The organism is Christiangramia echinicola DSM 19838, from assembly GCF_000423065.1.
GTDB lineage: Bacteria > Bacteroidota > Bacteroidia > Flavobacteriales > Flavobacteriaceae > Christiangramia > Christiangramia echinicola.
In genome coordinates, this window is sequence record NZ_KE383973.1 from 1 (window position 1) to 25,677 (window position 25,677).

Here is a 25,677-nt window from a genome sequence, read left to right on the forward strand (position 1 = left end):
AGCTTTACCTGTTCAGATGTTGGAACCAATACGGTTACTTTAACTGTAACTGATGTTAATGGGAACTCAGACAGTACTACTGCAACGGTGACTGTAGTTGATAATGTAGCACCTTCGGTAGTCACCCAGGATATCACAGTTTATCTTGATGCTTCCGGAAATGTGAGCATTACGGAAGATGCAGTGAATGATGGTTCGAGTGATGCCTGTGGCGGCTTGACCTTTGATACGGACATCACCAGCTTTACCTGTTCAGATGTTGGACCCAACACGGTTACTTTAACTGTAACTGATGTTAACGGAAACTTAGCTTCAGCAACAGCAACGGTGACTGTAGTTGATAATTTAGCACCTTCGGTAGTCACCCAGGATATTACTATTCAATTGGATGCCACTGGATCAGCTACGATTACAGCAGCTCAGATTGACAACGGTTCAACCGACAACTGTACTATTGATACCTATGTTTTGGATAACTACAGCTTTGGCTGTAGCAATATAGGCGCTAATACTGTAGAGCTTACTGTAACTGATGTTAACGGAAACTCAGCTTCAGCAAAAGCAACGGTGACTGTAGTTGATAATATTGCACCTGAGATCTCCTGTGTAGCAGACCAAATAAGAGCAAACAATCCAGGTACTTGTACCTATACTGTAGTAGCTGATGAATTTGATCCCACTTTTGATGATAATTGTACTGGTTCTTCAATAACCAATGATTATAATTATACAGAAACTTTAGCGGGAGCTGTTTTTGATGAAGGAGAAACAGAAGTAACCTGGACGGTAACAGATGCTTCAGGTAATGAGACATATTGTTCTTTCCTTGTTACCGTAACCAATGAGGCTCCCGTAATTACCAGTATATTCGGGCCGATCGACCCAGTAGAGGTGAATACTGGAGGGGTTACCTTAACTGCTGATTATGTAGATAATAATGTTGTTTCGGCAACCTGGAGATTAATAGCCAATGATGGAGTGGTAGAGGAATATACCTGTAATGATTGTATAGGTGAAAATGCCATAGAAGGAAATTTTGATCCGCAACCCGGTGTCTATACCGTGGAACTGGAAGTAGTTGATGCCTGTGGAGAGAAGGATACATTTATTTACGAATATGTGGTTATCTTCGATCCAACCGGTGGCTTCGTAACTGGGGGAGGCTGGATAGATTCTCCTGTAGGAGCTATGGAGGGCAACTACGAAAATATAGCAGGAAAGGCTAACTTTGGGTTTAACGCCAAGTATAAGAACGGAAAGAATAACATGAACGAAGTAGACGGGCATACGAACTTCCAGTTTAAAGCAGGGAATCTTCATTTCTCCAGTACAGGCCATGATGACATGTCTCTGGTTATCTCAGGGAAAAAAGCTACTTATACTGGCTATGGTACTGTGAATGGAACAGGTTATCATAAATTCAGGCTAATTGCTATAGATGGTGATGCAAATGGGAGTAATGATCCGGATGAATTCAGGATCAAGATATGGATAAGTAATTCTGAATCTCAAGTCCTTTATGATAACCAGAGAGGAGAGTCAGAAAGCTCAAATCTTGCTACTGTCCTTGGCGGTGGTTCTATCGTGATCCATAAACCAAAAGGTGGTGGAAAAAACAGTAAGTCAATGGAAACTTCAACAAAAATTACAAATCAAAACGAGGTAGTTGAAATTGAAGTAATTCTAAATTCACTTGAAGTTGCACCTAACCCTATGGTGTCTTATTGTGATATTAAGTTTAGTCTGAAAGAAAAACTGAAGGTAGATCTTAGTATTTTCGATTTGAATGGTAGACAATTAAAAGTCTTATACTCTTCGGTTGTGAATGCAAACGAAATGGTTCAGGTGAAATTTGATAGAGGTAATCTACCGAGTGGAATATATATCTGTAAATTGATGACTGGCGATGGAAGAAGTTATGAAAAGCAAATCATTATCGATTAATTAGAACTAAATTATATAAGTCCGGTTTTTAATCCAACCGGACTTGTTTTATTAAACTCTATTTAAAAGCTATAAATAAAGATCTGTAATTGTATTTTTTTTAAGCCTTAGCGTTAAATCTTATATAATAAATTTTGTTCAAGGGGTTAATCCCATAAATTAGCCCAAAGTAAAAAAAAATAAACCTATGGCAGCTTATTTCAACTCTAACCAATTGAGATCTTCATTGCAGGAATTAGCAAAAATGTATGTCTCTGAATGTAAAGAATGTGAAACACTTTCCCAGGATTGTATGGATCTTTTAAAGCATAATTTCCTGGCAGAATATGTAGTTTATAACAAGTCTGAGGATTGTATAGAGATAGGGGTAAGCACTTCAGATAAGTTCGACGGTTATCCCGAAATTAAAGTATATAAATTTCCTCTTGATGAGATAGGTAAAAAGGTAGATCATTCTTTTAAGAATAATAATGAGGATCTCGAATTCTACGGAAAATTAATCGGAAGAAGAAAAGGTATAGGGAGTAACTCTGTCGTTCTTATGGAGTAACTATATTTAAAAAAGAGAAAGATGTAAAGCCATTTTAGTAATAAAATGGCTTTTTATTTTTAATCAACTGATACATTTTTATGGGCACCAATATGATCTACGATCATCTTAGCATGAACCCTGGAATTTTCGATGAACCATTTATGAGTTTCAACCCCACCGCATATTACTCCTGCTAAATAGATCCCGGGAATATTAGTTTCCATAGTTGCCTCATTATACTCTGGAATCTTTCGGCCATCTTCAGAAAGTTTTATTCCTATATCCTGTAAAAATCCAAAATTAGGTCTATAACCAGTGAGTAGTAATACAAAATCATTCTCTATGGTAACTTCTCCTTCAGGGGTATTAACAATTACTTCAGTTTCCTTTATTTCATTGAGAGATGATTCAAAATAGACTTTTATGCTGCCTTCTTTTATGCGATTAATAATATCGGGTCTAACCCAGTATTTAACCCGTTCACCTATTTCAGGTTTTCTAACCACCATGGTAACATCCCCACCCTTGCGGTAAATTTCTAAAGCTGCATCTACAGCCGAATTACTGGCGCCGACAACTAAAGTTTTCTGTGTTGAATAGTAATGAGGATCATTATAATAATGTGAAACTTTAGGCAGGTCTTCACCAGGAATTCCTAAGTAATTAGGGATGTCATAAAAACCTGTAGCGACTACTACGTTATTTGTTGAATATTCGCCTTTGGTAGATTGTACTATATGATTATTATCTAATCTTGTGTCTATAGAAGTAACCTTTTCAAATAAATGTATATTGATTTTATTTGATGTCGCAATTCTGCGATAATATTCCAGGGCTTCTCGTTTCCCGGGTTTTGGATTATTGCTTATAAAAGGAATATTGTCCAGTTCAAGCTTTTCTGAAGTAGAGAAGAAAGTCATATTAGTAGGATAGTGGTAAAGCGAATTCACCAGGCATCCTTTTTCTAATATCACATAAGATAGATTTTTTTTCTCTGCTTCCAGGGCACAGGCAATACCAATAGGTCCGCCTCCAATAATCACCAGATCGAATTTTATATTAGGAGTTTGCAATTTGCTTTAAGTTTTTAATGGTTTCAGGTTGGTTTTCAGATTTAAAAACGAAACTACCTGCTACCAATACATCTGCACCGGCTTTAGATAATTCTGCGGCATTTTTATTGGTAACTCCACCGTCAATCTCTATAAGGGTTTCAGAATTATTCAGGGTTATCATTTCCTTTAATCGCTGAACCTTCTGATAGGTATTTTCAATAAAACTCTGTCCTCCAAAACCAGGGTTAACACTCATGATACACACAAGATCTATATCCTTAATAACATCTTTCAAAAGATCTACACTTGTATGAGGGTTTATAGCAACACCGGCCTTCATACCTTCAGCTTTAATAGCCTGTAAGGTTCTATGTAAATGAGTACAGGCTTCATAATGAACGGTAAGAATATTAGCACCTAATTTAGCAAACTCTTTAATGTATCTGTCAGGGTCTACGATCATCAAATGAACATCTATGGTTTTCTTAGCATGATCGCTAATTGCTTTTAAAACAGGCATTCCAAAAGAAATATTCGGAACAAATACTCCGTCCATTATATCTATATGGAACCAATCTGCTTCACTATTGTTGATCATTTCTATGTCACGCTGAAGATTACCAAAATCTGATGCAAGTACTGAAGGGGCAATTAGTTTGTTGCTCATTATAGTTGTGTTGTTTTAAGACAAAAATAGTAAGAAAAAAAGGTTTAACTATTCCTTTCTCAATAAATGGGAAGTATGATTTTATTGATACAAGTGATAGAGACCAGGAGGAATAGAAAAGAAAAAACCCCGGTCATCACTCCGGGGTCATTCATCAATCAAAAAACGAACAGTTATTTTCATAACGGGTCATCACTCCCGTCACTAAACTGTTGTTACTTTAAATATCTTAGCCAAGATACGTTTTTAAAATTTTACTTCTAGACGTATGCTTTAATCTTCTAATGGCTTTTTCTTTAATTTGACGTACTCTTTCTCTTGTTAGATCAAAAGTCTCGCCAATTTCTTCTAACGTCATAGGATGTTGATCACCCAGTCCAAAATAAAGTCTGATCACGTCAGCTTCACGAGGAGTAAGAGTTTCTAAAGCACGTTCTATCTCTGTTCTAAGAGATTCATGCAATAGCTCCTTATCAGGGTTTGGAGACTCTCCTGAACGTAATACATCATACAGGTTAGAGTCTTCACCTTCTACCAAAGGAGCATCCATGGATACATGCCGCCCGGAATTCTTCATAGATTCCTTAACGTCATTAATAGTCATGTCAAGCTCTTTCGCAATTTCCTCAGCACTTGGCGGACGCTCATGTGACTGCTCTAGAAAGGCGAAAGTCTTATTTATCTTATTAATAGAACCAATTTTGTTCAACGGTAAACGAACAATACGTGATTGCTCGGCTAATGCCTGAAGTATACTTTGACGAATCCACCATACGGCATACGAAATGAACTTAAAACCACGAGTTTCATCAAAACGTTTTGCGGCTTTAATTAGTCCTAAATTCCCTTCATTAATAAGGTCAGGAAGGGTTAACCCTTGATTTTGATATTGTTTTGCTACAGAAACCACAAAACGAAGGTTCGCTTTGGTTAATTTCTCTAAGGCACGGTCATCACCCGCTTTAATTCTTTGTGCCAATTCTACCTCTTCATCAGCGGTGATCAGGTCTACTTTTCCAATTTCTTGCAAATACTTGTCTAACGATGCGGTTTCACGATTGGTAACCTGCTTCGTAATCTTCAGTTGTCTCATCTATCTTCTACTTGGATTTTAATGGTGCATAGCTCTTGTACATGGTTATACGTAAGAAATACTCTTAATGTTACAATATTTGAATTTTATTTTATGCTGGCGTTGCACTTTGTGCCGGGCTTTTCGCTTCAAGTCCTCGCTCCTTTCAGTCGCTGTGGGCTTTTTACTACAATCCCTAACGCAGAAAATAATCGCCAGAATTTATTCAAGATTCTAATTATCGGGCAAGTAGTCGTAAGCATTACCAGATAATTTCATAGCGATGAGAAAAAAGTAAATAAAAAAAGCCCGACATATGCCGGGCTCATTTTTAGATCGAGAGAGAATTTAGTCTCTTTTTTCTCTAGGTTTTCTGTCATCACGTCCTCGGTTATCACGAGAACCACGATTATCACGGGAACCTCTATTATCCCTTTTATCATCTCTTGGAGGTCTTGCCTGGTAACCTTCAGGTTTTTCAAGCAATGCCTTACGAGAAACTTTATCTTTTCTTGTTTTAGGATCAAGGCCGAAGTATTTTACGTCAAGAACATCACCCATTTTAAGAACATCATTTACATCATTGGTACGTTCCCATGCCAATTCAGAAATATGTAGAAGTACTTCGTTGCCCGGTGCATCAATATATTCAACAACAGCACCAAAATCAAGGATCTTTACAACCTTAACTTCGTAAACACTACCTTTTTCTGGCTTGAAAGTAATAGAATCTATCTTAGCAAGTACTTTATCAATTCCTTCCTGCTGAGTTCCAAGAATTTCAACGATACCTTCTTCTGTTACCGGATCTTCATTGATCACGATCTCAGTTTTAGTTTCTTTTTGAAGTTCCTGGATCACTTTTCCACCAGGTCCGATCAGAGCACCAATGAATTCATTAGGAATTCTTCTAGTAATGATCTTAGGAGAATGTGCTTTTACATTCTGGTTAGGAGTTGGGATGGTTTCAGTAAGTTTTTCAAGAATATGAAGTCTACCTTCACGTGCTTGTTTTAATGCGGCAACCAGGATCTCGTAAGAAAGTCCCTTAACCTTTATATCCATCTGGCAGGCCGTAATACCATCTACAGTACCGGTTACTTTAAAGTCCATATCACCAAGGTGATCTTCGTCTCCAAGTATATCAGAAAGTACAGCGTAGTTATCACCATCAGAAATTAATCCCATAGCGATACCAGAAACTGGCTTCTTAAGTTGAACACCTGCATCCATTAAAGACATTGTTCCTGCACAAACTGTAGCCATAGATGAAGAACCGTTAGATTCCAGTACTTCAGATACTATACGCACTGTGTAAGGACAATCTGCCGGGATCATTCCCTTAAGTGCTCTTTGGGCAAGGTTTCCATGCCCGATCTCACGTCTGGAAGTACCTCTAATTGGGTAAGCTTCTCCAGTTGAGAAAGGAGGGAAGTTATAATGTAAATAGAACTTTTCTTCTCCTTGTTGTGTTGGAAGGTCTACCTGGTTAGCTTCTCTTGAAGTACCCAAAGTTACTGTTGCCAGTGCCTGAGTTTCTCCACGTGTGAATATTGCTGAACCATGTGTTGATGGAAGATAATCTACCTCACACCATATTGGCCTGATCTCGTCAGTTTTTCTTCCGTCTAATCTAATACCTTCTTTAAGTGTTAAGTCTCGAACGGCTTTTTTCTGAGCGTCTGCAAAATATCCTGAGATCATTTTGCCTTTCTCTTCCAATTCTTCTTCAGAGAACATTGCTTTAACTTCTTCTTTTAATTCAGAAAAAGCTTCGCTTCTTTCTTTTTTGCTTGTACCGCTTTTAGCGATATCGTAAGATTTCTGGTAAGTAGCATCAAGGATCTTCTTTTCAATATCCTCATCTGTATCAGCTACTTCATATTCACGTGTTTCCTTCTTACCAAATGCTTCGGCTAGCTTTACCTGAGCCGCACACTGTACTTTGATCGCTTCATGAGCAAACTTAATTGCTTCAGCCATTTCTTCTTCAGAACATTCATCAAACTGTCCTTCAACCATCATCACAGAATCTGCAGAAGCTCCAACCATGATATCCATGTCTGCTTCAGCAAGTTTCTCTCTGCTTGGGTTAAGAACAAATTCTCCATTGATTCTGGCTACACGAGCTTCAGAAATTGGAGTTTCAAAAGGAATATCAGATAATTGAATAGCTGCAGAAGCGGCTAAACCTGCTAGTGCGTCTGGCATAACTTCATCGTCATGAGACATTAGCTGGATCATTACCTGAGTTTCGAATTTGTAATCTTTAGGGAATAGTGGACGCAATACACGATCTACTAAACGCATTACTAAAATTTCTTCGCTACTAGGTCTTGCTTCTCTCTTGAAGTATCCTCCAGGGAAAAGACCTGCGGCAGCAAATTTTTCACGATAATCTAGTGTTAATGGAAAGAAATCCATTGTTGTAGGCTTGTATGAAGATACAACCGTACAAAGTAACATGGCATTACCCATTTGAACAACAACCGACCCGTGAGCCTGTTTTGCCAGTTTTCCGGTTTCGAGAGAAATGGTTCTACCATCTCCTAAGTCGATAACCTCCTTAAATGTTTGTGGAATCATAATAATTTCAAATTTGATCTGAATAACTTCAACCAGATCATTTAGTTAAACAAAGGTCTCCGCCATCCGGACGGCCGGGTTGTGTGTTGTGTGTAGTTGTGATTTGACCAATGAAAAACTACCCCTTGGGCGACAATTTTTAAATCCTGAAACTCGGTCAGGACATTCTAATATAAAAAAAAAGGGGGCACGAAGCCCCCTGAAAATTATTTTCTTAATCCTAGTTCCTTAACAATGGCACGATACCTCATGATATCTTTCTTCATTAAGTAATCAAGAAGACTTCTTCTCTTTCCTACTAGCATTACTAGAGAACGTTCTGAATTGAAATCCTTACGATTTTTCTTCAGGTGCTCAGAAAGGTGAGCGATTCTGTAAGTAAATAATGCGATCTGTCCTTCAGCTGATCCGGTATCAGTTTTGCTTTTACCGTGCTTTTCGAAGATCTCTTCTTTTTTCTCTTTTGCTAAATACATTCCAATATTATTTAAATGATTTTTATGTATGGACAGATTTTCTGTCAGGCGGCAAAGATACTACTAATTTAAAAAATACCTATCTAAACCTAAATTTTTATTTCAAGGTATTTATGCTCTTACTGGTTGATTCTGAATAAGATCCAAATAAAGGTTTACTTTATTCTTTAATTCAGATCTCTTTGTAATAAAATCTAAAAAGCCTTTTTCTTTTAAGAATTCTGAAGTCTGAAAATCTTTTGGAAGATCTTTACCGGTAGTGTCTTTTACCACACGTGGTCCAGCAAAACCTATCAAAGCCCCGGGTTCAGAAATATTTATATCTCCTAACATAGCGAAAGAAGCCGTTGTTCCTCCCGTTGTTGGGTCTGTTGCAAGCGATATATAAGGAATTCTGGCATCTGCAAGTTGCGCTAACTTCACTGAAGTTTTTGCCAGCTGCATTAGAGAAAGGGCGGCTTCCTGCATTCTTGCTCCTCCAGATTTAGAAATGATCATTAATGGAATTCTGTTCTTCAAGGCGTGATCTGCAGCCCGTGCAATTTTCTCTCCTACTACTGAACCCATACTACCTCCTACAAATTTAAAATCCATACAGGCAATAACAAGGTCTTTACCTTTAGATTTTCCAACTGCACATCTTACCGCATCTTTTAATCCGGTTTTATCCTGGGCAGCCTTGAGTCTGTCGGTATATTTCTTTGTATCCTCGAAGTTCAAAGGATCTTTAGAGGTCATCCCTTTATCCAGTTCTTTATACTTATTATCATCAAAAAGGATCTTGAAGTATTCGTTACTTCCAATTCTAACATGATATCCATCTTCCGGGCTTACATAAAAATTGCTCTCCAGTTGTTCTGCATCAACAATTTTACCAGTAGGGGATTTGTACCACAATCCCTTTGGAACATCCTTTTTCTCTTCTGTAGGTGTTTGTATACCTTTTTGCGTTCTTTTAAACCAAGCCATTTACTTCCAATTTTTATCTTTCGATGATCAACTTTATGGCAATAAAAAACAGCCTTTCGAATGAATGAAAGACTGTTATTCTATTTTATAATGTATTTACGTTATTTAAATCTTCAAATGCCTTTTTCAGTCGGGCTTTGAAAGTGAATTCTCCTTCGCGAACCCATTTTCTAGGATCGTAATGTTTTTTGTTAGGAACATCATCTCCTTCAGGATTTCCAATTTGCGCAGCTAAGTAGTCTTTTTTGCTTGACATATAATCACGAACACCTTCCAGGTAAGCATATTGAAGATCTGTATCAATATTCATCTTTATCACACCATACCCAATCGCTTCACGAATTTCTTCAACCGTAGATCCACTTCCTCCGTGGAATACAAAATCGATATGGTTTTCTTCTACGTTGTAATTCTTTGTAATATATTCCTGAGAATTCTTAAGAATCTTCGGAGTTAATTTTACATTTCCTGGCTTATACACCCCGTGTACGTTTCCAAAAGCCGCAGCAATCGTAAACTGGTCACTCACTTTGCTTAATTCTTCATAAGCATAAGCAACTTCTTCTGGCTGAGTATATAATTTTGAAGAGTCTACATCTGTATTATCTACTCCATCTTCTTCACCACCGGTTATCCCTAGTTCAATTTCGAGGGTCATGCCCATTTTAGACATACGCTCAAGATATTTTTTACAGATCTCCATATTCTCTTCCAGGGGTTCTTCTGAAAGATCTATCATATGAGAGCTGTACAAAGGCTTCCCAAATTGCTCAAAATGCTTTTCACTTGCATCTAAAAGTCCGTCGATCCACGGTAACAATTTTTTTGCACAATGATCTGTATGCATAATTACTGGAACTCCATATAATTTTGCCATTTCATGTACATGTTTAGCGCCAGCTACTCCACCTGCAATTGCTGCACGTTCGTCTTCATTTGAAAGTCCTTTCCCGGCATTAAACTGGGCTCCACCATTTGAAAATTGAATTATAACAGGAGAATTTAATTCTGCTGCTGTTTCAAGAACCGCATTAACGCTACTTGATCCAATTACATTAACTGCAGGAAGGGCAAATCCCTTTTTCTTTGCATAATTGAATATTTCCTGAACTTCTTTTCCTGTGGCAACGCCTGGTTTAATATTATGACTCATAACTATTTATTTATTGGGCTAACAAAAATAAGAAAATAAACTGGCTTAAAAAGGATAATTGATACCGACATTATATACCGCATTGGAGAAATTATAATCTCTAAACCAGCGATTGCCTTCAGACTGGGCAGGATCATGAGTTTTGAATCCAATATCAAATCTCAAGACGAAGAAGTTGAAGTCATATCTAAGGCCAAAACCACTTCCTACGGCAAGCTCTTTTAGATCCTGAAAGCCTTCAAACTTATATTCAGGGATATCTACATTATCCAGAACATTCCAGATATTTCCAACATCAACAAACAAGGCTCCCTTAAATTGATCTATTAGACCGAAGCGATATTCACCATTAAAAGCAAGTTTCATATTCGCTTCATTAAACTCCAGAATGCTACCGCTACTTCCCGGTCCCAGGTCGTAGGCTTGCCATGCCCTGTTGTCATTTGGCCCTCCTCCAAAGAAAGTCTTGGTGATTGGGATACTGTTTGAATTCCCGTAGGGAATAGCGATGCCTCCAAAAGCCCTGGCGGCAAATATCCGGTCATTACCCAGATCCCAATGTTTGATAAAATCAATCTCGGTCTTTGCATATTGGGAATAAGCGACTCCAATTACTTTGTCGAAGCCCTGCTCATTTTGTTCGTAATTTAATACACCAGACAATAGAGATAATACATTACCCGCTGTTTCGATTTTAAAACGGAATCTCGAAAACTCCTGGTCATAGAGACCTTCCCGGGTATTCCATAAATATGTATAATTTGTAGCGAAAATCAGGTTATTCTCTGTAAGCCTTAGTTTCCTTTCGTAAATATCCAGAACATTGAAAAAATCATCTTGATTTAAGCCTGTATTTGGGAAATCATCTGAAACTACATAATTAATAAAATCGTCTGCTTCATCAGGAATTCCTAAAGTTGGTGGATCATTCAATTCAAAATTGGAATTCTGGGCAATGTCGTTAAGTTCTTCGAAGGAATTCTGATATACATTAAAATAGTTCTCAGGATTCAAATTCCGAACGTATTGGATATTTAAAAGATCAAGACTGTTATTAAGTCTTTTTGAAGGTTTCCATGTGTAATTCAAAATACCGGAAAATGTCTGTTTATCAAGTCCAATATTTCTTTGAGTACTAAACCCGAGACTCATATTGGTGAATGGAGACATATATTTCGGAATTATCTTTTCAGTATCAACAGGCAGAAAAATACGGGGTAAACTCAATTTCATGTCGGCACCAACTTCCGTAATATCAAAAAATCTATTTTCATCTCGGCTTGCTGCTGCATCTGTAGAAGAAGCGATACTTCCTCTACCTGAGAATTCTAAATTTTCCAAACCTCCAAAAATATTCCTTATTAGAAAAGAGCCTCCAAAACCAATCCCGAATTCCTGAATATTACTTTGCGAAACATCAAAATCGAACCCCAGTGAATATTTAGGAAGAGGAGTAAGGAATATATTTGTTACCAGATCTGTCGCGGTGGAGTCATCAGGATCTAAAGTATATTGAATATCAGGATACCTGAAAACCCTCAGAGCATTTAACCTGTTGTAAGTCCTGGTTCTATCTGTGTCTTTGTAAATATTTCCTGGTTTGATGAATATCGCGTCACTAATCGCTTCCGGTTTGTAACGCATTTCGTCAAAGCTGTATAGTGTGTAGCCTTCATGGCGGGCACTATCAGTTAAAACACTATTTCTTTGTGAATAAGTGTAGTCTGTGAAAATATTAACCTTACTTATATTATGAATTTTGAAAGGTACTCTGGAAATGCTGTCTCCAACATTATTCCTCTGATTCTTTATAATAAGAGTAGTATTTAGCTTATGGTCTGTTTCTACCGTATCGGCATCAAAACTTATATATTCCTGATCGAAATTGTAAACTCCGTTATTTCTGAAAAGTTGGGAAAGCCTGTCGCGTTCATCATTAAAATCGAGAGTATTGTATTGAGTTCCGGACTTTATAGCACTTTCAGCCTTATTTAACTCGTATAAAGAATCTAAAGCCCGGGAAGAAATTTCAGTTTTAATTGAGTCAATGATATATGGCTCATGTGGTGTTACATAATATTCAACCTTCGCTCTTTTTTCTTTATCTTCAAGAGGTATAATTTTATAATCTGTTTCTACATTAAACCAGCCATTGTTCCAGTACCACGACTTTAATCGATTTTCAGATTTTTTTGAATCTTCTTCATTCACCAAAACAGGAGCTTCGCCAGTGCGTTTAAGCCATTGGTTGAATTCTATTTTTGATCTTAAAAATCTATCGAATTGTTTTTTTGAAAGAAGATTTTTAAGTTTTCGGTTCTTAGTTTCATTTTCCAGATACTTTGCTGTGAGAATACTGTCAATATTAGGTCTGGCTAGATTGTAAAAGTGTAGTCTAAGTGGAAAACCCAGGATCCTGGTATTGGGCTCCTGATGTAAACGGCTATATATCCTGGAGTCTTTTACCTCTTCACCATTGCTGAAAATTTGATTTTTCACCAAAAGGTTTTGATCTGGTTCGAGTCTTTTTACGGCATTACAGCTAATTATTAAGACAAGATTTAAAAAAAATAATAATATTTTTGCGAAAAGCCGTTTCAAACAGTAGCGTTTAGAGGCTCAAAAATACATTTTTTGAATGGTTAGCAAAAGCCAGATTAAGTTAATAAAAAGTCTTTCCCAAAAAAAGTTCAGAAATACTCATGGACTATTCGTGGTTGAAGGTATTAAAGGCATAAAAGAATTCTTGAATTCTGATTATGAATTAGTTTCAGTTTATTCAACCGGAGAGAGTTTTGAGTTGACGGGAAAGAAACTTATTATGATTGATGAGAAAGAGCTAAATAAAATTAGCTCTTTAAAAACTCCTCAAAAAGCTCTGGCCGTTTTTAAAATTCCGCCATTAAAGAAAAGTAACATTAATGGATTAACAGTAGCCCTTGACGGAGTGAGGGATCCCGGAAATTTAGGGACTATAATCAGGTTATGCGACTGGTTTGGTGTTGAAACCCTGATTTGTTCCAATGATACCGTTGATTGTTATAATCCAAAGGTGGTGCAGGCTAGCATGGGATCTCTACCGCGTCTTAATATTCAATATTTAGATTTGAATGATTTTATAGTTGAGAATAAGAACATTCCTGTTCTAGGAACTATGCTCGAAGGTGAAAATCTTTACATGGCTAAACTTCCGGAGTCAGCCATTCTAGTGCTTGGGAATGAAGCTAATGGAATATCTGCGGAGATACAAAAACTACTCACCAAAAAACTTAATATACCACAGTTTGGTAAGGTTCAAAAAACTGAAAGTTTAAACGTGGCAACGGCAACGGCTGTCATATTGAGTGAATTCCGAAGAAATTCTGCTATTGAAAAGTAAAGTTGATAAATATCGCACGAGATGACATCTTTTCGACATTTCCTGTGTAAAGACTGTTTGGATCTGAATCTCGAATTAATTCATCATTGATAGCAAATACTCCGCGAATAGATGGCGACAACTTGAAATAATAAAGATAAAGATCTATGCCAAACCCTATTTCGTAATAATAGGTGTTGGTAGTCATTCTAAATTGTCCGGCGCTATTATCATCTGGGTTATTCTCATTACTGCTAAGGTTGATAGAAGTTGAAACTCCCCCTACTACAAAAGGCCTGAAATTATTTAATCTGTTTGCGTTAAATTTAACCAGTAGTGGTAAATGGACATACGTTGAACTAATTTCACGGTATGTGTCGGCATCAGCACGTATAGCCTGAAAACCTCTAGTATTGAAATTTACACCTGGTTCAAACCTGAGATCAAAATTATTATTCAGTTTTAAATTTCCTATTAAACCAACATTAAATCCAGTTCTTGTCTCGACAATAAGATCCTGACCTGTAACAGGGCTTGGATTATAATTTTTATAGTCAAAATTAAAATCATAACTATTGAATCCTAGAAAATATCCCCAGGACCATCGTTGCTGATCAAAATTTTGCTGATTTAATACCCGTTCTCCTGAAAATAACTGAGCTTGAGCAGTATTCAGGCATAACATCATTAGGGCAAAAGCAAGAAGTTTCTTCATGTTACTACTTTGAGGCAGTATAAATAGTTGATACGCCAAATGTTTGTGGTAAATCTACTACATCTATAAACCCTGTTTTCTTTAAAATATTGTTGAAAGCAATTCCATATGGGAAATTTGCCGCACTTTCACTTAAATAAGAGTAGGCAACCTTGTCTTTCGAAAACATTTTACCAATTACAGGTAGTATAAGATTTGAATATAAACGGTAGCCTTGCTTGTAGGGAAATTTAGTGGGTACCGAGGTTTCCAATACTACGAAAATCCCTCCGGGTTTCAAAACTCTAAATATTTCTTGTAATCCTTTTTCTAGATCTTCAAAATTTCTTACTCCAAAAGCAACCGTAATGGCGTCAAAAGAATTTGCTTCAAAAGGAAGGTTTTCCGAGTCCCCTTGAACCATATCAATTCGAGACTCTAGATTCTTTTCAATTATTTTTTTCCGTCCAACACTTAGCATGCCTTCAGAAAGATCGAGGCCTACAATTCGTTTAGCACCACTATTTACCATTTGAATTGCAAGATCACCTGTACCCGTAGCAATATCCAAAATGCTATCTGGCTTTGTAGCTTCAACTAAAGCTACTACCTTTTTTCTCCATTTTACATCGGTACCTAAAGAAATAACTCTATTCAAGCCATCATAGTTGCCCGAAATATTATCAAACATTTGCTCGACCTGCTTCTTCTTTGTGAGTTTAGAATCCTTATAAGGGGTTACCTTTTTACTCATAGTGAAAATTTGGCTCAAAGATAACCGATATGCTTAAAAATCATTATGATTCACTAAAAATTTATCTTTAGAATTGCGATTTTTCGTTTCTCTAAAATAACTTAACTTTGCTCTCACAATTTGAAGCTTTTATATGAAAATAATTATCGCCGGTGCAGGTGAAGTAGGATTTCATTTAGCTAAATTACTTTCCTTTGAATCTCAGGATATCACGCTAATTGACCCAAATAGAGACAACCTGGCTTACGCCGATACTCATTTGGATATTAGGACGATAAAAGGGGATGGGAGTTCCATAAAAATTTTAAAAGAAGCGCAGGTTAAACATACAGATATGGTGATCAGCGTTACTTCAAGTGAGGCTACTAATATTACTATTTGTGTACTGGCTAAGCAACTTGGGGCGAAGAGGACCATCGCCAGAATTTCAAATACAGAATTTCTTGAAAACCAGGGAGAGCTCGGTTTTACCAGATTTGGAATTGATGAGCTTATTTCTCCTGAAGCTCTGGCTTCCAGGGAGATCGAATTGCTTCTGAATCAGTCTGCCTTTAATGATAGTTACGAATTTGAGGAGGGAGCTCTAACTATGATAGGAGTGAGTCTTTCACGTACTGCTACTTTTGTAGGGAAAACGGTTAAAGAAGCAGCAAAAATTTTTCCTGAACTTAATTTTGTGCCTATCGCTATTCAGCGTTTTGGTACACAATACACCCTCATTCCAAGGGGTGATACTCAGTTTAAAGACGGGGACCAGGTTTATTTTATTACTTTAAAAAATGGAGTTGAAGAGCTTTATAAGCTTACCGGAAAGATTAGACAGGATATTAAGAATGTAATGATTCTTGGAGGTAGTAAGATAGGAAGGAAAACTGCTCAGGATCTTTGTCGCAATAATTTCAATGTCAAATTGGTTGAAAAAGATCGCGAGAAGGCTTATGAACTGGCAGATGAGTTACCAAATACTCTTATCATAAATGGTGATGGTAGAAATGTAGAGTTATTAGAGGAGGAAAACATCCATGATATGGATGCATTTATTGCCGTAACCGGAAATTCTGAAACCAATATTATGTCATGCCTGGTGGCTAAGTCTAAAAGTGTTAAGAAAACAATTTCGCTTGTAGAGAATATGGATTATTTTCAACTAAGCCATTCTATAGGAATAGATACTCTTATAAATAAAAAATTACTTGCGGCAAATAATATATTCAGATACGTTAGGAAAGGGGAGGTAGTTGCAATGACGAAGCTGAACAATATGAATGCTGAGCTATTAGAATTTATAGTTAAGCCGAAATCCCAGGTAAGTAATAAGAAAATAAAGGATCTGGACTTTCCAAGATCTGCCATAATCGGCGGTATTATTAGAAACGGGAAGGGTCTTATTGCTCTTGGGGATTTTCTAATAAAACCTGGCGATAGAATAGTAGTATGTTGTTTACCTAGATCTATTAATAAAGTGGAAAAACTTTTCTTGTAATGCCCAGACTGAATTATCAAATAATTCTTCATGTAATGGGCTTATTGTTGCTATGCAACGGTGGCTTTATGTTGCTTGCAACGCTGGTAAGCTGGATTTATCAGGATGGTGTGACCCTAGAAATTTCAACCGCAGCGCTAATCACACTTTTTATTGGTACCCTTTTTATGTTTTCTACACGAGGACATAGTAAAGAGGTTAAAATAAGAGAAGGTTATATTATCGTGACCTTTGGATGGATATTTATGGCGCTTAGTGGTACTTTACCTTATGTAATTAGTGAAGCTATTCCTGGGTTTACTAACGCTTTTTTTGAAACGATGTCTGGTTACACTACCACTGGAGCTTCTATTTTAAATGATATTGAATCTATCCCAAAAGGGGTTTTATTCTGGCGTAGTCTCACTCACTGGATAGGAGGGATGGGAATTATCGTATTAGCTATTGCGATACTTCCTCTACTGGGAATTGGAGGAATGCAGTTGTTTTCAGCTGAATCACCCGGCCCCAGCGCCGATAAATTAAAACCTCGAATTCGGGACACTGCAAAACGACTTTGGTTAATATACGTTTCTTATACCCTTGCTGAAACTATTTTACTCTGGGTGGCAGGAATGACTTTCTTTGATGCCATAAATCATGCTTTTAGTACACTTTCTACAGGTGGTTTTTCAACTAAAAATGCGAGTCTTGCCTATTGGAATGATAACCCCGTTATTCAGTATATCGTAATTCTATTTATGCTTCTTGCTGGTAGCAACTTTGTATTAAGCTATTTCGCATTCAAAGGAAAAGTTAGCAAAGTTTTACATGACGATGAGTTCAAATGGTATATGATCTTTATTGTTGGATTTACAGCAATAGCATCATTGATAGTTTATTTTCAGGCAGATGTAGGTCTGTCTTCCATAGATCACCCTATGGTTTGGGGAGAAGCTGAAAGTGCTTTTAGGCACTCCCTTTTTCAGGTGTTAACGATTATTACAACCACGGGCTTTGTGTCTGCAGATTTTACCATGTGGACACCCTTTCTAACCATATTATTCTTCGGATTATTCTTTCTTGGAGGATCGGCTGGATCAACCGCAGGTGGGGTTAAGGTAATGCGACATATCATTATGATCAAAAATGGAATTACTGAATTCAAAAGAACACTTCATCCTAATGCTATTCTACCAGTCCGTTTCAATGGGAAATCAATTAGTAAGGAAATCGTTTTTAATATTCTAGGTTTCTTTATACTGTATATGTTGTCCTTTATTATTGGAGCTGTTGTACTCGCTTCTTTAGGTCTGGATTTTGAAACCGCTATTGGTGGAGCTGCTTCGTCATTAGGTAATATTGGACCAGCTTTCGGTGGATTAAGCCCGGTAAATAATTTTGATATGCTGCCAGATTTCGGAAAGTGGTGGACTACTTTTCTTATGTTGATTGGAAGGCTGGAGTTGTTTACAGTTTTAATTATTCTAACTCCTTTCTTCTGGAGAAACAGATAAAGAAAAACCGGCATTAAGCCGGTTTTAAAATAGGTTACTTATTGAAACTTTTCTAAGATAGCGCTTTCTTAATTCTTGATAAAGCCTCAGTGATTTGATCTTCGCTTGCAGCATAGGAGATACGTATACATTCAGGATTTCCAAATGCATCACCTGTTACGGTTGCTACATTCGCTTCTTCCAGTAAAAACAAACTGAAATCTGTAGCATTCAATATTTCGTGACCTTTAATGGTTTTTCCGAAGAATGAAGAAACGTTAGGAAACACGTAGAATGCTCCTTCAGGTTCGGTAGTTACAAAACCTTGAATATCATTTAAAAGATCAATGATAAGTTTTCTTCTGTTCTTAAATGTATCGATCATATGGCTGATCTTGCTTACCGGAGCATCTAACGCAGTAATTACTGCACGCTGAGCTATACAATTCGCGCCACTAGTAATTTGCCCCTGCATTTTGTTACATGCCCTGGCGATATAAGCAGGAGCACCAATATAACCTATTCTCCAACCGGTCATAGCGAAAGCTTTGGAAACTCCGTTTACAGTAACCGTTCTATCGTACATGTCTTCAAAGCCAGCCATGGAGGCATGATCGCCGACAAAATTAATGTGTTCGTAAATTTCATCACTAACCACGATGATGTCCGGATATTTTTTAAGGACATCAGCTAATGCTCTAAGCTCTTCCTTGCTATAAACCATTCCACTTGGATTACAAGGAGAGCTATACCAGATCATTTTGGTTTTTGGTGTTATAGAAGCTTCAAGTTGTTCCGGGGTAATTTTAAAATCTGTTTCAACCGAAGTTGGTACTTCTACAGGAACACCTTCCGCTAGCTTTACGATTTCAGCATAGCTTACCCAATAAGGGCAGGGTAGGAGAACTTCATCACCGGGATTAAGAACTACCATCGCTACATTGGCCAAAGACTGCTTTGCACCCGTTGAAACTACAATCTGTGAGCGGTCATATGCCAGATTATTATCGCGCTTAAACTTATTGATAATGGCATCTTTCAATTCCACATATCCATCAACGGGAGTATAAGAGTTATAATTATCATTAATAGCCTGTATGGCTGCTTCCTTGATAAAATCTGGAGTATTAAAATCTGGTTCTCCTAAACTAAGACCTATAATATCTTTTCCTTCTGCCTTGAGTTCACGCGCTTTCGCTGCCATAGCGAGAGTTTGAGAAGTTGCCATTGAGTTAATGCGATTCGATAATTTTTCCTGCATGATTTTTAATTTTTTATTTTCCTGATGCAACTATGTTTTTGCGCATGTCTCCAGAAAATTGGAGAAGCAGATTCAAAGTTAAAATTTTATAATTTCTGCTGTTCCGATTTTCAAGAAAATTAGCAATAAAAAATAACTACTTTTGCACAAAAGATTAGGCTTTGGAATTAATTAGAAAATACTTTCCCGAATTAACGGAAGACCAGCTATCAAAATTTGAAAAACTAGAAGAACTTTATAAGGATTGGAATCTAAAAATAAATGTAGTTTCCAGGAAAGATATAGATGAAATCTACCTGAGACATGTAATACATTCTTTAGGGATCGCAAAGGTGCAGAAATTCAATTCTGGGTCTAAAATTCTTGATGTAGGAACCGGTGGTGGTTTTCCAGGAATACCTTTAGCAATAATGTTTCCTGAAAGTACTTTTCATCTAGTGGATTCTATCGGAAAAAAAATTAAAGTGGTAGATGAGGTTTCCGAAGGTTTAGGTTTGGAAAATGTTACTTCGTTCAATCAAAGAGTTGAAGAACTTAATGATAATTATGATTTTATAGTGAGTAGGGCGGTTGCAATTATGCCAACATTTGTAAGATGGGTAAAAGGTAAAATTGCCAAGGATAGCAATCATGATAGAAGAAATGGAATTCTCTATTTAAAAGGTGGCGACCTATCTGAAGAACTCAAAGATTACCGTACAGCAGAAATCTTTGAGCTTTCAGAATTTTATGAAGAGGACTTTTTCGATACTAAAAAAGTAGTTTATCTGCCTATGAAGTATAAAGGCTGATCTATTTTGTAATGATCACCTTCTTAGAGATCACTTTTTCTCCAGAATATACTTTTACGATATATACAGCTGAACTAAGCTTTTGATTAATTCTTAGAAGTATCGATTCCTCAGAAGGTACGTCTTTAAAGGTTTTGATCTTCTGACCAGAAATACTGTACAATTCAACAAAATCTACATTCATAAGATCTGGATTGAAAAGTGAAATCTCATCTGATTCCTTTAAATATTGAAGTCCGAGCAGGCTGTCATCTAGTACAATTTCCGGTTTCTCCTCTGTTGGTTTTTCAACTAGTTCTTTTCTGAAAACTATCTGGTAACGCTCATTGAAAAAGCCGGTTTCTTCAGCAGTTGCTTTATAGGCCTCCTTAGTAATATTAAAATATTCATCGGTTCTAAGATCTTTAAGGTAGATATCAAAACCAGCGTCGATGTTTTCTACTTCATCAATTTTAATGGTGTAATCTCCTATTTCAGAAATTTTAATTCCTAGCGGTAGTACCTGGTTTAAATTAAAATCTGGAACGGCCTGAATCACAAATTCTGTATCATCAATCAGCCAGTACATATCTTCCACATTATTTTCTATAAGTGGAGCGTCATATCCCAGATCAAATCCATTTGTTGTACTCGCATCTGCGGCTACTAATAACTGTCTATGATAACCTTTAGGAGACTCAAATTTCAATCTTATCTTGTATCTGGTATCTTTTTTAAAACCATTGCTTTCCTGTCCTTTTTTAGGATTTAGGTCCTCCTGCGCATGGAATTGAGAACTGCTACTGGATTCTGGGACAAAGGCTCTGTATTTATTTTTATATGTTATTGTAGTTGGATTTGTAACACCTTTAGTATTAACAAAAAATGCCTGAGCTACCGGAATATATTTTCCTGGAGGGCTCTTTGTGCTTGTATCATTATTGGCATTGATTCTTGAGTCGATCGAAGTGGCAGAGGAAACTCCTCCGGAAAGATTGTATACGGCATATCCCCCAACGTATTCTTCAAGGTAATGAGAGTTTTCTGGTCCAAAATGGTCCCAGAAATAAATGCTCCCATTAAAACTACCCAGGTTATCCTGAATGAACTGTTCAGAATCTATAGCTGAAGGATATGGGTTCCCAGTTAATAGATTTTGATCTTTACCCACAGCGACACTTATATCACCATTATTAGGTTTTCCTCTAAAAGAGTAATTTTGTTTGTTTGTAACTGGAACATATCCCCGGGTTCCTTTCATGCTATACCCAATACCCGGATTTAATAATTCATTATCTTCTAATTGCTGCCAGTCAAAATAATTGTTGGCCTCTCCATGAAATACATATAGCCAGTATTTACTAATTCTGGTATTTCCGGAATAGTTTCCATCAGCCCAGTGATATTGATAATTAAAACTGATTGCCTGAGGGTTTGCTGGGTTAGACCCATCTTTTAATATCTCTTCAATAATAAATCCTGAGTTATTAGCATTTCCAATCAGAGATACTGGAGATGTCCAGTAATTATAATTGAAACTATTTTTGGTTCCTTGTTGATCGCGATCAAGGTATCCTGAACTAACTTCAGCAACTATGCTTCCTTCCGGTTGTACCAACTGTGATTCACCATTAAGATCTATTACGCCGTCAAGTTGTAAGTAATGACTAATAAATAGTTCTTTTCCGGTTTCCAGGGATACTGAACCTTCCATGTTTATTTTTCCGGCTTCCCCATTTTTTGAAATCAAGCCAAGAAGGCTAATATCTTTATTCTGGTTATTTAAAGAAGACTGCAGAGTATGAGAAGTTATTGCGATATTCCAATCTATCTTTTCATCATTAATTCCGGTAGAATTTGGAGTATCCCATACTTCTGGTTCTGCCCAGCTACTCCGATTCCACCAGGATCCATTTTTAGCAGAAACATATGGTAGGGGAGCAGTGTTCTTTTGAGAAGTAGTTATATTAATTAGACGACCATCGACTTTATAAATCGCTTTGTCTACCGTTATACCATTTGAAACTTCTGAAACAAGTAGTTGATAATACCCCATTAAATCTGACCATTTTTGATTGTACCAGCGTTTCCCCTGGGAGTCTAGATTATAATTGCTTGCATCCTGCGTGTAACTATCTGTATTTCTGTGAGGGATAACAGCGCCATCTACTGGATCATCTGATCCTGGATTGGAGATTAGTTTAAGCCTCTGGTTCATCATAAACTGAATATTAGACTGGGAAAGTGCTTTTTTCCAGATCCTTAATTCTTCAATCCACCCATGAAATAGATTTCTAGGCGAATTTGGAGCAGTTGAATCGTAAATAGCCCCCAGTAAAAATGGTGCGGTTGTACTCTTAGGATTAGAGGCATTTTCTGTACCTAATAAAAGTCCATCCACATATAGTTTTGCTGTAGCCCCATCAAAAGTGACGGCTATATGATACCAGCGATTTGTTTCCACATTTTCAGAAGTAAACGAAGAAACTCCAATTCCGTTCACTTTAGGTACACCATTTACCAATATTAATTCAAATCCTGAAGAGGCATCATTTACATCCATTTTTGAAAGGATTGTTCTTGTGCCATTGATAGATTTTGGTTTAATCCAGGCCTCCACGGTAAATGCGCCGGAAGAAAATCCATAGTTATCTCCTAAATTTACATGATCATCAACACCATCAAAATCAAGGGTGCTGCAACTGGTGAAACTAATTTTAACATCATCAGATTCTCCGCAGTCAACACTCCATCTTAAGGTATATGTACCCTGATTTCCTGAAAATATTGTTTTAGGGTCTGTGGCATCTACAAAACTTCCTCCGGCCGGTCCATTTACAATAGACCATGTGCCAGAAACCGGATTCTCATTTTCGTCCAAATTTTCTTCGGCATCTAGCTGCGTTGAACTAAATCCACAACCAAGAACCTGATCAGGTCCGGCATTGGCGATTAGCTCTGCAGGTTGCTCGATAGTGACAGTTGTAAAGATTTCACAACCATTTGCATCAAGAATACTAACTTCATATTCTCCAGTAGCAAGGTTGGTAGCAGTAGGGCCAGTTTGGCCATCGGGCCATACATAAATATAATCTGGAGTGCCTCCCTGAGCTAATAAAGTAGCCGATCCATCTGTTCCGCCAAAGCAACTAACATTTGTTTGAGAATCAATATTTACTTGCAGTGGATTGGAAGGTTGAGTGATCTCTACTTCCTTCGTTATATAAATTTCCCCAGAATCTGAATCTGTTACTTTTACTCTATATTTTCCGGCAGATAATTCATTGAAAACACCATTTGTAGGAGATGCTGGAACAACTGCACCGTCAGAATCTAATAATTCTAATAAGTAATTCCCCGAACCACCCGAAGCCCTGAATGTTACTGTCCCGTTAGAGGCACCATTACAGAGGAGTTCATTGGCAAAGGCCACAGCGAAAAGAGGGGAACTAACTGTAGCTTCATTGTTTGTAGAATAGCACTTAGGTTTATTACCTTCACCACATTCATCTTTCTTTTTATTACTAAAAGTGAAATAGATACCTTCGATTTTTACAATATCCCCGCACTCATAATCAATCTCAAAAGTTTGTGCAACATCAGGAATTGCTTCTTTCTCGTAAAAGCAACCTATCTCTTTAAAGTTTTCAACCTCACCAGTTTCAATATCCTCAATAGACCATATTAATTCCATATTTAAAGAATATCTGTCTGGATTTGTAGGAATATTTACATAAATATACTTTGTTCCTGTGGTGTTGCAGTTGGAAGAAGTAATAGGGGTACCTGTTGTATCACCAACAAAATAATCATCTGCCTGAAGATCGTTTGATCCACAATCATTAGAGAAACATCCTCCAACATATTGAATTATTGTAGTCGTGAAAGTCAAACCATTATCATCGGTTATAGTTACCGATATTTTTTTGTCACCTATGGTTTCATAAGTGACTTTATGGGACCCAATTCCCGTGGCAGTGGAAATAGAGCCATCTCCCTCGAATTCCCATTCAAAGGTATAGGGAGCAGTCCCTCCTCTCAATGTAGTTTCATCTACTTCAAAATAAGAAGTTCTAATGATATCTTCAGAATCTTCACACACTGAAGTAGGTAAGATATTCGCTTCTATGCTATCTACTATTTCGACTGTTACAGGCTCACCATCAATATTACTATTATTACAACCATTCTTATCTGTTACAATCAATGAATATGTTCCAGCAGGTACATCCCTAATAGTTTGACCGGTGTAAGTTTCTCCATTTGGTCCAGACCATTCAAATGAATAATTAGGTGTTCCTCCGGTTAGCTGCGCTGTGGCGCTTCCCGTGGCGGAACCAAATGAAGTGGTTTCGGTAGTTAGAAAGCCGGTTACTTTTAATTCAGCAGGTTGCGAAACCGTGAAAGTTCTATCTTTGGAACAACCGTTTCCATCTGTTACGGTAACAGAATGGTTACCAGGTGATAAATCGCCAACTGTAGAATCACCTTCCACTCCATCCCATAAATAGGTGTAATTTCCAACACCACCCTGTACTGAGACAGTGGCAGTGCCATTATTTTGCTGATAACAGCCCGCGGTAGTTTGAACACCAGTAATATCTACAAAAGTATCTGGTTCATCCACAATAACTTCTATAGGGGCAGACATACAGCCATTCACATCGCTAACAGTAACCGTGTAGGTTCCTGCCGGTAAATCAGTCTTTTTAGCACCGGTACCAAGGGAGCCCCAGTCATATGTTAAAGGAGCAACTCCGCCGGTAGCACTCGCTTCAACTTCTCCAGTTGCCAAACCATTACATAGAACATTGAGTTTACTTGTTTCAACTTTTATTGGTTGAATGCTTATTGTCTGAGAAGTAGTAGAAATATTACCATGCTCATCTTCAAAATTCCAGTTTATGGTATATGTTCCTTCTTCGGAGTACGTATGCGGATCTGTGGTCGTCGCAGTTACCTCACCAGAACAATTATCAATTGCAGTAGGAGCTTCAACTGTATATTCGCAGCCCCAGATTATATCTTCTAATTCTGGTAGTGCTGGTGGCTCGTTGTCTTCAACGATAACCGCCTGAATTACTTCTTCTGCAGAATTTCCATTTACATCCTGCACCTTCCAGGAAATTAGGGTTGTGCCTACGGGAAATGGTTCATCTAGACCACGACCGTCGTCTCGTGTTCCCACTGGAGAGCCTACATTACAATTATCTGTGGCAGTTGCAGGCGTAATGCTTAAACCAACTTCACAAAGGCCAGTTTCATGAGTAGCTTCCACATCATTGCCCGTAGTGATTATCGGATTAGTATTGTCTGAAACAGTTACTTTTTGGGTAGCTGTAGTTGTATTCCCGGAATCATCTGTAACCGTCCAGGTTACCATGGTTTCTCCTAAAGGGAAATCTGTAGGCGCATCATTTGTTACAGT

At 37.4% G+C, this 25,677-nt stretch carries 18 protein-coding genes; 6 read left to right on the forward strand and 12 right to left on the reverse strand.

Annotated features, from left to right (window positions below; translation table 11 throughout):
* The coding region (locus G530_RS17085) for an HYR domain-containing protein (RefSeq protein ID WP_035716617.1) at positions 1 to 1,944 on the forward strand (1,944 nt) is incomplete at its 5' end.
* 187 nt (positions 1,945 to 2,131) lie between these two features.
* Positions 2,132 to 2,494 (forward strand): hypothetical protein, encoded by a 363-nt coding sequence (locus G530_RS0115300; protein ID WP_026935364.1) that lies wholly within the window; start codon positions 2,132 to 2,134, stop codon positions 2,492 to 2,494.
* Between the two features lie 59 nt (positions 2,495 to 2,553).
* Here G530_RS0115300 and G530_RS0115305 read toward each other — a convergent pair whose 3' ends face one another.
* The 8 genes from G530_RS0115305 to tamL form a co-directional block, all read right to left on the reverse strand.
* The gene (locus tag G530_RS0115305; protein ID WP_026935365.1) at positions 2,554 to 3,549 is read right to left on the reverse strand and encodes a YpdA family putative bacillithiol disulfide reductase; all 996 of its coding nucleotides are present in this window, start codon (positions 3,547 to 3,549) and stop codon (positions 2,554 to 2,556) included.
* Positions 3,536 to 4,198, reverse strand: a complete 663-nt coding sequence (gene rpe, locus G530_RS0115310) for a ribulose-phosphate 3-epimerase (protein ID WP_026935366.1) — start codon at positions 4,196 to 4,198, stop codon at positions 3,536 to 3,538. The genes G530_RS0115305 and rpe overlap by 14 nt, the downstream gene beginning before the upstream one ends.
* A gap of 229 nt (positions 4,199 to 4,427) precedes the next feature.
* Positions 4,428 to 5,291 (reverse strand): sigma-70 family RNA polymerase sigma factor, encoded by an 864-nt coding sequence (locus G530_RS0115315; protein ID WP_011708302.1) that lies wholly within the window; start codon positions 5,289 to 5,291, stop codon positions 4,428 to 4,430.
* A 327-nt stretch (positions 5,292 to 5,618) separates the two neighbouring features.
* Positions 5,619 to 7,856, reverse strand: coding sequence for a polyribonucleotide nucleotidyltransferase (locus G530_RS0115320; RefSeq protein WP_026935367.1), 2,238 nt, complete (start codon positions 7,854 to 7,856; stop codon positions 5,619 to 5,621).
* A gap of 206 nt (positions 7,857 to 8,062) precedes the next feature.
* On the reverse strand, positions 8,063 to 8,332 hold the full coding sequence (gene rpsO, locus G530_RS0115325) for a 30S ribosomal protein S15 (protein ID WP_026935368.1): 270 nt from the start codon (positions 8,330 to 8,332) through the stop codon (positions 8,063 to 8,065).
* 111 nt (positions 8,333 to 8,443) lie between these two features.
* Positions 8,444 to 9,301 carry an acetyl-CoA carboxylase, carboxyltransferase subunit beta gene (accD, locus tag G530_RS0115330; protein ID WP_026935369.1) on the reverse strand — a complete coding sequence of 286 codons (858 nt, stop codon included), beginning with the start codon at positions 9,299 to 9,301 and terminating at the stop codon, positions 8,444 to 8,446.
* Positions 9,302 to 9,386: 85 nt separating this feature from the next.
* Positions 9,387 to 10,454, reverse strand: coding sequence for a class II fructose-bisphosphate aldolase (gene fbaA / locus G530_RS0115335; protein WP_026935370.1), 1,068 nt, complete (start codon positions 10,452 to 10,454; stop codon positions 9,387 to 9,389).
* A 45-nt stretch (positions 10,455 to 10,499) separates the two neighbouring features.
* A complete protein-coding gene (tamL, locus tag G530_RS0115340; protein WP_026935371.1) occupies positions 10,500 to 13,055 on the reverse strand; it encodes a translocation and assembly module lipoprotein TamL in 2,556 nt (851 codons plus the stop codon).
* A gap of 37 nt (positions 13,056 to 13,092) precedes the next feature.
* On the opposite strand from tamL, the gene G530_RS0115345 reads away from it, so the two are divergent.
* Positions 13,093 to 13,833 (forward strand): TrmH family RNA methyltransferase, encoded by a 741-nt coding sequence (locus tag G530_RS0115345; RefSeq protein ID WP_026935372.1) that lies wholly within the window; start codon positions 13,093 to 13,095, stop codon positions 13,831 to 13,833.
* Here the strand turns inward: G530_RS0115345 and porT are convergent.
* Both porT and ubiE read right to left on the reverse strand, forming a co-directional pair.
* Positions 13,820 to 14,527, reverse strand: coding sequence for a type IX secretion/gliding motility protein PorT/SprT (gene porT / locus G530_RS0115350; protein ID WP_026935373.1), 708 nt, complete (start codon positions 14,525 to 14,527; stop codon positions 13,820 to 13,822). The genes G530_RS0115345 and porT overlap by 14 nt on opposite strands.
* Before the next feature lie 4 nt (positions 14,528 to 14,531).
* The gene (gene ubiE / locus G530_RS0115355) at positions 14,532 to 15,260 is read right to left on the reverse strand and encodes a bifunctional demethylmenaquinone methyltransferase/2-methoxy-6-polyprenyl-1,4-benzoquinol methylase UbiE (RefSeq protein WP_026935374.1); all 729 of its coding nucleotides are present in this window, start codon (positions 15,258 to 15,260) and stop codon (positions 14,532 to 14,534) included.
* A 133-nt stretch (positions 15,261 to 15,393) separates the two neighbouring features.
* Between ubiE and trkA the strand changes: the two genes are divergently transcribed.
* Together trkA and G530_RS0115365 are read left to right on the forward strand one after the other, a co-directional pair.
* On the forward strand, positions 15,394 to 16,743 hold the full coding sequence (trkA, locus tag G530_RS0115360; RefSeq protein WP_026935375.1) for a Trk system potassium transporter TrkA: 1,350 nt from the start codon (positions 15,394 to 15,396) through the stop codon (positions 16,741 to 16,743).
* Positions 16,743 to 18,239: a TrkH family potassium uptake protein gene (locus G530_RS0115365; RefSeq protein ID WP_026935376.1), complete on the forward strand. Its 1,497-nt coding sequence runs from the start codon at positions 16,743 to 16,745 to the stop codon at positions 18,237 to 18,239. Before trkA ends, G530_RS0115365 begins: the two co-directional genes overlap by 1 nt.
* 52 nt (positions 18,240 to 18,291) lie before the next feature.
* Here the strand turns inward: G530_RS0115365 and G530_RS0115370 are convergent, their stop codons facing one another.
* The gene (locus G530_RS0115370; RefSeq protein WP_026935377.1) at positions 18,292 to 19,479 is read right to left on the reverse strand and encodes a pyridoxal phosphate-dependent aminotransferase; all 1,188 of its coding nucleotides are present in this window, start codon (positions 19,477 to 19,479) and stop codon (positions 18,292 to 18,294) included.
* A gap of 161 nt (positions 19,480 to 19,640) precedes the next feature.
* Here G530_RS0115370 and rsmG point away from each other — a divergent pair, with 161 nt between their 5' ends.
* Complete coding sequence (gene rsmG, locus G530_RS0115375; protein ID WP_026935378.1) at positions 19,641 to 20,270, forward strand: 16S rRNA (guanine(527)-N(7))-methyltransferase RsmG; 630 nt, start codon at positions 19,641 to 19,643, stop codon at positions 20,268 to 20,270.
* A gap of 1 nt (position 20,271) precedes the next feature.
* Here the strand turns inward: rsmG and G530_RS17090 are convergent.
* Positions 20,272 to 25,677 (reverse strand): LamG-like jellyroll fold domain-containing protein (locus G530_RS17090; protein ID WP_035716620.1); only part of this gene is annotated, 5,406 nt, incomplete at its 5' end.

Excerpts from the sequence above, each read along its gene's own strand:
- rpe (WP_026935366.1), bottom strand. The coding sequence starts at position 4,198 with ATGAGCAACAAACTAATTGCCCCTTCAGTACTTGCATCAGATTTTGGT.
- accD (WP_026935369.1), bottom strand. The coding sequence starts at position 9,301 with ATGGCTTGGTTTAAAAGAACGCAAAAAGGTATACAAACACCTACAGAA.
- G530_RS0115300 (WP_026935364.1), top strand. The coding sequence starts at position 2,132 with ATGGCAGCTTATTTCAACTCTAACCAATTGAGATCTTCATTGCAGGAA.
- rpsO (WP_026935368.1), bottom strand. The coding sequence starts at position 8,332 with ATGTATTTAGCAAAAGAGAAAAAAGAAGAGATCTTCGAAAAGCACGGT.
- ubiE (WP_026935374.1), bottom strand. The coding sequence starts at position 15,260 with ATGAGTAAAAAGGTAACCCCTTATAAGGATTCTAAACTCACAAAGAAG.
- G530_RS0115365 (WP_026935376.1), top strand. The coding sequence starts at position 16,743 with ATGCCCAGACTGAATTATCAAATAATTCTTCATGTAATGGGCTTATTG.
- G530_RS0115315 (WP_011708302.1), bottom strand. The coding sequence starts at position 5,291 with ATGAGACAACTGAAGATTACGAAGCAGGTTACCAATCGTGAAACCGCA.
- trkA (WP_026935375.1), top strand. The coding sequence starts at position 15,394 with ATGAAAATAATTATCGCCGGTGCAGGTGAAGTAGGATTTCATTTAGCT.
- G530_RS0115370 (WP_026935377.1), bottom strand. The coding sequence starts at position 19,479 with ATGCAGGAAAAATTATCGAATCGCATTAACTCAATGGCAACTTCTCAA.
- porT (WP_026935373.1), bottom strand. The coding sequence starts at position 14,527 with ATGAAGAAACTTCTTGCTTTTGCCCTAATGATGTTATGCCTGAATACT.
- G530_RS0115345 (WP_026935372.1), top strand. The coding sequence starts at position 13,093 with ATGGTTAGCAAAAGCCAGATTAAGTTAATAAAAAGTCTTTCCCAAAAA.
- G530_RS0115320 (WP_026935367.1), bottom strand. The coding sequence starts at position 7,856 with ATGATTCCACAAACATTTAAGGAGGTTATCGACTTAGGAGATGGTAGA.
- fbaA (WP_026935370.1), bottom strand. The coding sequence starts at position 10,454 with ATGAGTCATAATATTAAACCAGGCGTTGCCACAGGAAAAGAAGTTCAG.